The 9,774-nt window shown below is 70.4% G+C and carries 8 protein-coding genes; 2 read left to right on the plus strand and 6 right to left on the minus strand.

Annotated features, from left to right (window positions below; translation table 11 throughout):
• Positions 1-100 precede the first annotated feature (100 nt).
• On the plus strand, positions 101-1,096 hold the full coding sequence (locus tag ACFW2E_RS32200; protein WP_384470989.1) for a tellurite resistance/C4-dicarboxylate transporter family protein: 996 nt from the start codon (positions 101-103) through the stop codon (positions 1,094-1,096).
• Here ACFW2E_RS32200 and ACFW2E_RS32205 read toward each other — a convergent pair.
• Positions 1,074-1,427 (minus strand): hypothetical protein, encoded by a 354-nt coding sequence (locus ACFW2E_RS32205; RefSeq protein ID WP_384470992.1) that lies wholly within the window; start codon positions 1,425-1,427, stop codon positions 1,074-1,076. The genes ACFW2E_RS32200 and ACFW2E_RS32205 overlap by 23 nt on opposite strands.
• Positions 1,428-1,796: 369 nt before the next feature.
• On the opposite strand from ACFW2E_RS32205, the gene ACFW2E_RS32210 reads away from it, so the two are divergent.
• Positions 1,797-2,879, plus strand: coding sequence for an NlpC/P60 family protein (locus ACFW2E_RS32210; protein WP_384470995.1), 1,083 nt, complete (start codon positions 1,797-1,799; stop codon positions 2,877-2,879).
• Positions 2,880-2,887: 8 nt separating this feature from the next.
• Here the strand turns inward: ACFW2E_RS32210 and ACFW2E_RS32215 are convergent, their stop codons facing one another.
• From ACFW2E_RS32215 to ACFW2E_RS32235, 5 genes are all read right to left on the minus strand, one after another.
• Positions 2,888-5,623 (minus strand): N-6 DNA methylase, encoded by a 2,736-nt coding sequence (locus ACFW2E_RS32215; protein ID WP_384470998.1) that lies wholly within the window; start codon positions 5,621-5,623, stop codon positions 2,888-2,890.
• 58 nt (positions 5,624-5,681) lie between these two features.
• On the minus strand, positions 5,682-6,398 hold the full coding sequence (locus tag ACFW2E_RS32220; RefSeq protein WP_384471001.1) for an RloB family protein: 717 nt from the start codon (positions 6,396-6,398) through the stop codon (positions 5,682-5,684).
• On the minus strand, positions 6,398-7,651 hold the full coding sequence (locus ACFW2E_RS32225; RefSeq protein ID WP_384471004.1) for an ATP/GTP-binding protein: 1,254 nt from the start codon (positions 7,649-7,651) through the stop codon (positions 6,398-6,400). The genes ACFW2E_RS32220 and ACFW2E_RS32225 overlap by 1 nt, the downstream gene beginning before the upstream one ends.
• Positions 7,652-7,712: 61 nt before the next feature.
• The gene (locus tag ACFW2E_RS32230; protein ID WP_384471007.1) at positions 7,713-8,438 is read right to left on the minus strand and encodes a LuxR C-terminal-related transcriptional regulator; all 726 of its coding nucleotides are present in this window, start codon (positions 8,436-8,438) and stop codon (positions 7,713-7,715) included.
• Positions 8,435-9,763 (minus strand): PspC domain-containing protein, encoded by a 1,329-nt coding sequence (locus ACFW2E_RS32235; RefSeq protein ID WP_384471010.1) that lies wholly within the window; start codon positions 9,761-9,763, stop codon positions 8,435-8,437. Before ACFW2E_RS32235 ends, ACFW2E_RS32230 begins: the two co-directional genes overlap by 4 nt.
• Positions 9,764-9,774 lie beyond the last annotated feature (11 nt).

Here is a 9,774-nt window from a genome sequence, read left to right on the forward strand (position 1 = left end):
CGCCGGGCGTGCGTGTCCGTGTCCCGCGCCCGCGCGGTTTCCAGGGCACGCGCGCGCGTGCCCCGCGGGAAAGGGGTGCGCGGCTCCCTAGCATCGGCCCATGCCCGCCCCCTCTCATCTGCGCATCTGGTGGAAGCGGCGTCCGCCGACCGCCGGTGCCGCCGTCATGGCGACCGGCATCGTGTCGGCGGCGCTGCGTCTGGCCGGCTACGAGGTACTGTCCCTGATCGCCCTGGCGATGACCTGCGCCGCGTGGCTGGCGCTGGGCGTGGACTTCCTCGTGGGGCTGCTGTGGCAGCGGGATCGATGGGCGGCGGAGGCCCGGACCCCGGGCGCGCTCACCGCCGTCGCCGCCACCACGGTGCTGGGGACGGACTTCTCGGCGCTGGGGCGGCAGGTGCCGGCCGCGGCGCTGCTCGCGCTGGCCACCGTGCTCTGGCCGGTGCTGCTCGGCCTCTTCGTACGCAACTGGCGCAGGCGCATGTCCGGCGCCGTGTTCCTGTGCTGCGTGGCCACCGAGGGGCTCGCCGTGCTCGGCGCCACGCTGGGCGGCGCCACGGCGACGGCGTGGCTGGCGCACGCGGCTCTCGCGCTGTTCTGGCTGGGTCTCGTGCTCTACGGACTCGCGCTGGCCCGCTTCGACATGCGGCAGGTGCTCGAGGGCGCCGGGGACCACTGGATCGCAGGCGGCGCGCTCGCCATCTCGGCACTTGCCGGGGCGAAGCTGATCGCGGCCGAGAGCCGGCGCCTGTACCTGTGGAACGACGACGACCTCGGCGTCCTGCGCGAGGTGACCCTCGCGCTGCTGGTCCTCGACCTGGCCTGGTACGTCGTACTCCTGGCCGCCGAGGTGGCCCGCCCGCGACTGCGCTACGACCGGCGCCGCTGGGCGACGGTGTTCCCGTTGGGCATGACGTCCGCGGCGACGCTCTCCGTCGCGGCAGCCCTCGGGATCCCGTGGCTGAGGGGGCCCGGAGAGGTCCTCCTGTGGATCGCGGTGGCGGCATGGCTCGCGGTCGCCGCCGGCGCGGTGCGGTCGGCCCGCGCCGGGGCCCGGGTCTTGCGCCGAGGGATCAGGTCCACAGCACGGCGATGAAGATGTTCGCCGTGGTCAGCAGGCCCACCAGACCGAAGAGGCGCTTGTCCACCTTCTCGTCGTCCCGCTTCACATAGACGAGCCCGAGGATCACGATCAGCAGGGCCAGCTTCACGCCGATCTTGATGCTGTTCACGTGCTGGTCGTCGGCCTGGTTGAGACCGACCAGGACCGCGCCGGTGACCAGCATGGTCAGCGCGCCGTGCAGCATCGCGGGAACGAAGCGGGCGGTGCCCCGGCCCATCGCCTTCATCTGGGTGAGGAAGCCGCCGAGGAGCGCGGCGATGCCGATGATGTGCAGGCCGACGAAGAGATGGATGAGTACGTCCATGAGGCCGGAGCCTAATCCCCCCGCATATATGCACCCCATAGCACCCCACCACACACACGCACCACGAAACCGCCGCTTCGGTCACCACGCTGCGTGAAGTCGGCGGCCGCGACCCCGTTTCACGATCACATGCGGTCGCCGCGCAGTCCGATGCGGGCACTTCCATACATGGCGTTACCGTGCCGACACCTTCAGGTTTAGCGTCCTGCACCAGGTGACCGGCTCCCCACCGCCGCCCGGGCCAGGGGCGGCAGCCGGCCACCACCGCCGAGAAAGGTCCGGCGGCGGCCCGCTCCCCCTGTGCAGACCGCCGCCGGACCCGCGAACCGCTCGGTCGTACGAGCCGTACGAAAGGACGTGACGGTCCAGGTGGCAGTGCACCGAAAGCCCCGGCAGCGCTCGCTGGGCGGCAACACCGCCCGCACGGCCGTGACCATCGCCCTGGCGGGCGCGGCCACCGCGACGGGCTTCGACGGCATCGGGCACGCCGAGCCGCAGCTGACTCCGACGCAGGTCAAGGCGAAGGTGGACAAGCTGTACCAGGAGGCCGAGGCCGCCACCGAGAAGTACAACGGGGCGAAGGAGAAGGCGGACTCGGCCCAGCAGCGGCTGAAGGAGCTGCGGGACGAGGCGGCCCGCAAGGAGGAGAAGCTCAACTCGGCGCGGGACGCGCTGGGTTCCATCGCGGCGGCGCAGTACCGCGGCGGTGGCATCGACCCCGCCGTGCAGCTGATGCTCTCCGGCAACCCCGACCGGTATCTGGACGGCACCGCGTTCGCCGAGCGGGCGGGCGACCGGCAGTCCCAGGCCGTGGCGCGGGTACGCAAGCAGCTGAGGGAGATCGAGCAGCTGCGCGGCGCCGCCCATGTCGAGCTGGTGTCGCTCAGATCGCGCCAGGCGGAACTGAAGCGGCAGAAGAAGACGGTCACCGGGAAGCTGGGCGAGGCGAGGGAGCTGCTGTCCCGGCTGACCCCGCAGGAGCGCAGCCGGGTCACGGCGGACGGCGGGCCGGGCGCCGTGACGGCCGGGGCGGGGCACGCCTCGCGCTCGGCCTCGGACGCGCGGGCCGACCTGACTCCCCCCGGTTCGGCCGAGGCCCCCGACTCCCGTGCCGCGGCCGCCGTCGCGTACGCGTACCGGAAGCTCGGCAGCCCCTATGTGTGGGGTGCGACGGGCCCGGACGCCTTCGACTGCTCGGGCCTCGCGCAGGCCGCCTACCGCTCGGCCGGCATCTCCCTCCCCCGCACGACGTACGCCCAGATCAACGCGGGCCGACGCGTCTCCCGCTCCGAACTCCGCCCCGGCGACCTGGTGTTCTTCTACTCCGGCATCAGCCACGTCGGCATCTACGTCGGCAACGGCCAGATGATCCACGCCCCGAACCCCTCGGCCCCCGTACGCCTGGCCCCGATCGACGAGATGCCGTTCGCGGGGGCGACGCGGGTGGTGTGACGCACACGTCAGCTCGCGTAGTCGACGGACGTCCGGTCGGACTCCAGGTCCCTCAGCATGGTCCGCTTGATCAGATCGAGCTTGGCGAGCTGGGCGTACCGCAGCTCACGCTGGCCCGCCAGCGCGGACGTGCCATCGAGAATGCGCTGCTGATCCCGCAGACTCGGCAGTTCGATCTCGACGTTGAGCAGCCGCCCGGCCGGCAGGTCGAACAACGCGTCACGGCTCTGCCGTGCCTGCGCATACAGACGTGGGTGCACTGCGCGGTGGGAGAGCCAGATCGCGAGGTAGCCCGGAAGAACACGCTCGGTGTCGGGTGTCAGCCGCAGGACGCTTCCGCTGTAGGTTGCCCGGGGGAGCTGTTCCTCCCAGACGATCGCCCGGTAGCCGCGGCCTGCCATCACGCGGGCCGTCAGCAGCACATCGCCCCTGACGAGCATCTCCGCATCTCTGGGCGGGGCGTCCGCGCGGCGCCGACGCAGCACCGTGGGTGAGAATCCGCGTTCGGTGAGGTGCCGGGCCTCCACGGCGGGCACACCGCCCGGTTCCTCGGTCAGGCGGCCGGACGTGCCGGTCCTGGCGGCCCTGACGACGTCGCGCAGGAGGAGCCGGTCGACCTCGTCCTCGGACTCCGGCTCGGCGGCCAGGACCGGAAGCAGGGCCATCAATTCGTCGACGTCCAGCTTGGCCAGCGCTCCTTCGACCGTCTTCTCGGTGTCCGTGAGGGCATAGATGCTCTGTGCCGTCTGCCGGCGCCTGTCCGCCACGCCCGCGCCGTTCATGGACGACAGATCCCAGGCGCTCCGCCGGGACCACGGGTTGTTCTGGACGAACCCGGCACTCGGTCCGGTCAGCTGGGACTCGATCTCACGGAACGACAGCCCGTACTTCTGCTGCCACCTCTCGTATGTCTCGACGAGTTCGCGCCGTCGTGCCACGGCCAGGCCGTCGATCTTCGCCTCCATGCCCTCGCGGAGCGCGGACAGGTCCTCCACGGGCGGCAGCAGACGGCCGCGCCGGGCGAAAGTCCTCAGTTGCGGACCGGACTCATGCCACCAGTCCGTGAACGCTGCGGAGAGAGACCCGGCTTCCAGGACGCCGGGAGCCGTCACCGACGCATTCCAGGCGTCGAGCAGTGCACGCCGGAGCCGGCCCATCCGCCTGTCGGTCGACTCGAGGGAGCTCTCTTCCGGAGCGAGTCGCGCGACGTCCCCCGCGGCGCGCTCCCACCACTCACCGAGCGCCGCACCCAGTCGCTGTTCACGGTCCTGGGCCAACTCGGTCAGTTTCCGGGCGTCCGGCCGCTCGGGCGGGGGCAGGAAGTCCATGAAGGCAGCGTCCCCGTACCTCCTGGCGAAGAGTTGCCCCGGCTTGATCCCGTAGGCATCCAGCAGCGTCTTCTTCTCGTCGATCTCGGCCACCGGCATGCCGCCGCTCATGTGGGCCTGGAGGCTCTGCGGCTCGGGCAGCGGTGCACTGTCCACATAACGGCGAATATCCAGGATGTCGCCATTGGCGGCTATATGCGAGCGGTCCACAACGCGGGCGAATCGATCGACGTCCGCAAACCCCCGAACCGCGGAGACGATGCGTTCGATGTGCTCCGACCGCATCACGTTCCGGTCGGGCCCGCGCCGGTACTCACGGGACGCGTCGACGAAGAGCACCTTGCCGTGCCGCTGGCCTGCCTTACCACCGGGGGCCCGCAGCAACAGCACACACGGAGCGATCGCCGTCGAGGAGAAGAGGTTCGGCGCGAGGCCGATGACGGCCTCCACCACATCGGCGTCCAGCAGTGCCGAACGCACGGCCTGATCCCGGCCCGCGCGGAACAGCGGGCCGTGCGACACGACCGTGCACACCGAACCTCTGCGCCGGGTCACCATCCGAAGCATGTATTCCATCAGGGGCCAGTCCGCCGGGCCTCGTTCGGACACCGAACCGCAGGAGGTGTACCGGTCCAGAGCCTGTGCCTGGTCCTCCCTGAGGTGCAGTCCGAACGGCGGCGCACTGAGAACGAGGTCGACGTCGCCCACCCCCGGCGGAGCCGCCACGAAGGAGTCCCCCTGTTCCAGAGCGGCGAGCGGAATCCGGTTGAGGTACAGGTTCAGCGCACCGAGTTCGGCGGTGACGGCGTTGACGTCCTGCCCGGCAAGATCGGGTCGACGCGAGTCGTCCCCGTGCGCGTCGACGTAGCGCTTGGCATGCAGGAGCATGCCGCCCGTGCCGCAGAAGGGGTCGTAGATCCGCATGCCGTCGCGCGGCCGGGCGATCTCGGTCAGCAGGTCGACCAGCCCACGAGGGGTGTAGTGCTCCCCCGAGAAGCGCACGGAAGCCTGGCTCTCCCCCAGGAAGGACTCCACGGCGTCGCCCAGCGCCTCGGGGTAGGCAAGGCTTTCGAAGTCGAGGCGTACACCTTCGAAAGCCTCCATCAGCCGGCTCTGCACGCCTTCGTCCAGACGCCTGACGGCCGCCGCCGCCCGGAGGAGGAACCGTCTGACCAACGCGGGACGATCTCCCGGCGGAAGGCCTCCGAGCGGTCGGGCCGACGCCGAATCCTCGAAGACATGGGACAGGGGTCCGGCGAGTCGCCTGCCGGACTCGTCACTGAAGTGCAATGACACGAGCAGCGCGAGGACGATGTCGCGCCGCTCCCAGGATTCGACCGGCCCTCGGCGCATCGCTTCCATGGCCTTGCGCAGGGCGTTCTCCAGATCGGCCGGCGTGGTGAAATCCAAGGCCACGCGTCCCCCTCGTCTCTCGCTGCGCCGCGGCTCCCGCCGCCCCCGGCGCCGATCGTTCTCAGTAGTCGATGACGTCCAGGCCGTCCTCGACGAAGCGCCAGACATCGGTGTACGGATCCCATCGCGTCTGGTCCCGGCCCTCGCGCCGCGCGTTGATCTTCTCCGCGTACTGGCGGGCCTTCTTGTACTTCCGCTGCAGTTGCCCGGCCTTGACCCGCTTGGCATCCTCCGCGGAGACGGACCGGGCACTGACGCCGTACGTCTCGGTGAAGCCCTCCTGCTTCTTGAGACGGCTCGCGGCGTCGTTGCAGACTCCGCCGAAGGTGCTCGTGTAGTTCTGATAGTGGAGCAGTCGCCAGAGCTCGAAGCAGGGGTGCGAGTACGCGATCCGGACACCTTCCCGCTCGGCCCGGGCGAAGGCCGTGGGGATGTCGCGATGCTGGTCGCGGTCGAAGAGACACCAGACCTGGGGCCAGTTCCAGTCCTCGGGCGTCAGACCGGCCTTCCTGGCCGCCTTCCTGGCCCCTTCGAGCTTGGTGACGGCGTCTTGCACGAGAGGCAGGGGCTTACGGCGGCTGGACGAGGCTGCGGCGTTCTCGATGGAGTAGTTGATCTTCCGTCCCTGCTGCGCGCGAGTCCCGTGCTCCATGACGAACTCCACGAACTCCGGTTCCGTCACCTCGCCCTCGGTGAAGACATACACCTCGCGAGGCCGGTCGCCCGGCCTGGTCCTCCTGGCTCTGCCCGCGCTGTCCCGCCCCTTGTCCCGCGCCATCAGGAACGCTCTGCCTCCTCCGCCAACGCCGTCAGCACTCTGCGGCCGATCTGCCCCTGCGTCATCCTCGGGACGGCGCCGAACGCACCTGCCAGATACGAGTCGCTCAGATCCTCTTCCGGTCCCGGACCCACGTCGGTGAGCGGATACAGCTCGGTCGCCCCGCTGTCGTCCTTCTCCGTGAGCCAGATCTGCCCCGGTTCGAGAGGGCGTCCGCCTCGGGGACTCCTCAGCAGCGACGGATCGTGCGAGGTGAACACGAGTTGCGCCCCGCTGCGGTTGACCCACTCGGCCTGGAAGAGCCGTACGACCTCCGCGGCGAAGCGCGGATGAAGGCTCGCGTCGAGTTCGTCGATGAGCAGGACGGCTCCCCTGTCCAGAGCCAGCAGGAGAGGTCCGATCAGCGCGAACCACGAGCGGGTGCCGAACGACTCGTGCTGCCAGTCGAACGCCACGGGTGCGCCCGAGTCACTGCTGTGCAGCAGTCGCACCTTGGGCTCATGGCCCGGCAACTGCTCCACCTCGGCACCACGAATGCCCAGGTCGGCGACGCGCAGCAGTTCCTCGACCCGCTCACGGACGCCTTCCCTCAGCAGTTCACGCGCAGTGAAGGCCTCCCGCTGCGTCCTCTCGGTCTCCGGCGTGACGTCCCACAGGTTCTCGTTGAACCAGTCGTAGATCCGCGTGAGTTGAGGATGGTTGTCATTGGCGGCACGGCTGAGCAGCAGAGCGTTCGGACGGGTCGTCCGGGCGAGGAGCGCACGGTCCTGGACGCGCTCCCCCGGGAACTCGAAGACGTTGTCACGGGTCGCGTCGCGGTCGAGCCAGACCTGCCGACGCCCCTTGGGATACGCGTGAAGCCACTCCGACTCCACTCTTTCCGCCCCGAGTTCGAACCCGTAGGTCCACCGGACTCCGTCGTCCAGCACGAAGTCGACCTCGTAGAAGGTGCTCTCGGCCGAGGCCTTCGGATCGAGGGCGAACTCCTCCCGCGGGATGCCCTGGTACGCGGTCCACTGCGCGTACGACCAAAGGACCGCTTCCCTCATCTTCTTGAGCGCGATGATGACGTTCGACTTGCCCGAGGCGTTGGCCCCGAAAATGCCGAGCAGCGGGTAGACCTGCAGGGTCTTCCCGTCGGACAGCCCCAGGGTGCGCGCCGCGTCCGACTCCTCACCCGGCGGTACGACGAAGGACAGCTCCTGCTCGTCCCGCAGCGATCGCACGTTCGCCGTGCGGAATCTCAGCAGCATGCAGTCCTCCTCTCGTCGCGCACAGGGTAGCCGGGCGACCGGGGGTCTGCCTGGCGGACCGTCACACCAGCCGACGTGCCGTCGCCCACCGAGTCAGCTCGTGCCGGTTCGACAGCTGGAGCTTCCTCAGCACCGCCGAGACATGGGACTCGACCGTCTTCACCGAGATGAACAGCTGCTTGGCGATCTCCTTGTACGCGTACCCCCGGGCGATGAGGCGCAGGACCTCGCGTTCGCGCTGGGTGAGGCGGTCCAGGTCCTCGTCGACCGGCGGGGCGTCGGTGGAGGCGAAGGCGTCCAGGACGAAGCCCGCCAGGCGCGGGGAGAAGACGGCGTCGCCCTCCTGGACGCGGAAGATCGAGTCGACCAGGTCCGTGCCGGTGATCGTCTTGGTCACGTAGCCCCGGGCCCCACCGCGGATCACGCCGATCACGTCCTCCGCCGCGTCCGAGACGGACAGCGCCAGGAAGCGGACCGGCCGCTCGGTGTCGGCCATCAACGGGGCGCAGCGGCGCAGCACTTCGACCCCGCCGCCGCCCGGCAGGTGGACGTCGAGGAGGACCACCTCGGGCCGGGTCGCGGTGATCACCGTGACGGCCTGGTCGACGTCCGCGGCCTCGCCGACGACCTCGACACCGGTCTCCCGGGTCTGACCGATCTCGGCCTGGACGCCGGTGCGGAACATACGGTGGTCGTCGACGAGCACCACCCGTACACGGCGCCCGGCCGCGCCGCCGCCCGCCTCCACCGCTCCCGCCGTGCCGTTCTCCTCGGTCGCGTCGCTCATGACGTCCTCTCCGCCCTCTCCATCTCCAGCTCGACCTCCGTGCCGCCGTCCGGCACCGCGCGCAGCCGTGCCGTACCGCCGTTGCGTTCCATGCGGCCGATGATCGATTCTCTGACGCCCATGCGGTCGGCGGGTATCGAGTCGAGGTCGAAGCCCGGACCGCGGTCCCGGACGGACACGAAGACCTTCCTGCCCTCGACTTCGGCGTAGACCTGTACGGCGCCGCCCTCGCCACCGTACTTGGCCGCGTTCACCATCGCCTCGCGCGCGGCCTGCATCTGTGCGGCGATCCGTTCGTCGAGCGGGCAGTCGCCGACCACGACGACCTCGATGGGGACGCCGTGCTTGTCCTCCACCTCCGCGGCGTTGCGGCGCACCGCGTCGGCGAGGCTGTCCGGTTCGTCGGCCTCGTCCTTGCCGGTGCCCTCGGGTTTGTAGAGCCAGGTACGCAGGTCGCGCTCCTGGGCACGGGCGAGGCGGCGCACCTCGTTCGCGTTCTCCGCGTTGCGCTGGATCAGCGTGAGGGTGTGCAGCACGGAGTCGTGGACGTGGGCGGCGACCTCGGCGCGCTCCTGGGCCCGGATGCGCATCAGGCGCTCCTCGGAGAGGTCCTGTGTCATGCGCACGAGGTAGGGACCGGCGAGGAGCGTGATGCCGACGAGGACCGCGAGAGCGGCCTGGAGCACCGAGCCGAGGTGGGCGGCGGAGCCCTGCAGGACGAAGATGCCGGAGACGCCCGCGGTGACGAGCAGGACGCCGCCGCCCGTGCGCAGGAGCGTGAGGGTGCGGCGGCGGCTGCCCACCTCGACCCAGCGGGCCCGGCGGGCGTTGTCCGCCTGGCGCCAGACCAGCGCGACGCCCGCGCCGACGAGGACGGCGGGCAGGAGATACGCCTTGGCTCCGTTGCCGAGGTTGACTTTGCTCACGAAGACCATGGCCACGACGACCATGAGGAGCAGGGCGACGATCTGGCCCTTGTCCGGCTTGCGGGCGACGAGTCTGCGGCGGCCGTCCGGCGAGGTCTCCGTGCCGACCAGGGACGGCGGCTTCTGGTCGCCGACACCGCCGACGCCGAGGGGCACGAAGAACCAGAACGCGGCGTACAGCAGCGCGCCGAGGCCGTCGGCCATGAGCAGGCCGACGAACATGAGCCGCACCCAGATCACGGGCAGCCCGAGGTGGCCGGCGAGGCCCCGCGCCACACCACCGAGCCAGCGGCCGTCGCTGCTGCGGTAGAGCTTGCGCGGTGGCCGCGGATCGTCGAGGGGCGCTGCTGCGGCTTCCGGCATGCCATCGATGGTCACACGGCCGGAGTTGCCGGGCATCAGGGTCCGCC

Origin of the sequence: Streptomyces sp. NPDC058964, from assembly GCF_042741275.1 — a bacterium.
In the GTDB taxonomy this organism is placed as follows: domain Bacteria; phylum Actinomycetota; class Actinomycetes; order Streptomycetales; family Streptomycetaceae; genus Streptomyces.

Excerpts from the sequence above, each read along its gene's own strand:
- ACFW2E_RS32200 (WP_384470989.1), top strand. The coding sequence starts at position 101 with ATGCCCGCCCCCTCTCATCTGCGCATCTGGTGGAAGCGGCGTCCGCCG.
- ACFW2E_RS32205 (WP_384470992.1), bottom strand. The coding sequence starts at position 1,427 with ATGGACGTACTCATCCATCTCTTCGTCGGCCTGCACATCATCGGCATC.
- ACFW2E_RS32220 (WP_384471001.1), bottom strand. The coding sequence starts at position 6,398 with ATGGCGCGGGACAAGGGGCGGGACAGCGCGGGCAGAGCCAGGAGGACC.
- ACFW2E_RS32225 (WP_384471004.1), bottom strand. The coding sequence starts at position 7,651 with ATGCTGCTGAGATTCCGCACGGCGAACGTGCGATCGCTGCGGGACGAG.
- ACFW2E_RS32230 (WP_384471007.1), bottom strand. The coding sequence starts at position 8,438 with ATGAGCGACGCGACCGAGGAGAACGGCACGGCGGGAGCGGTGGAGGCG.
- ACFW2E_RS32235 (WP_384471010.1), bottom strand. The coding sequence starts at position 9,763 with ATGCCCGGCAACTCCGGCCGTGTGACCATCGATGGCATGCCGGAAGCC.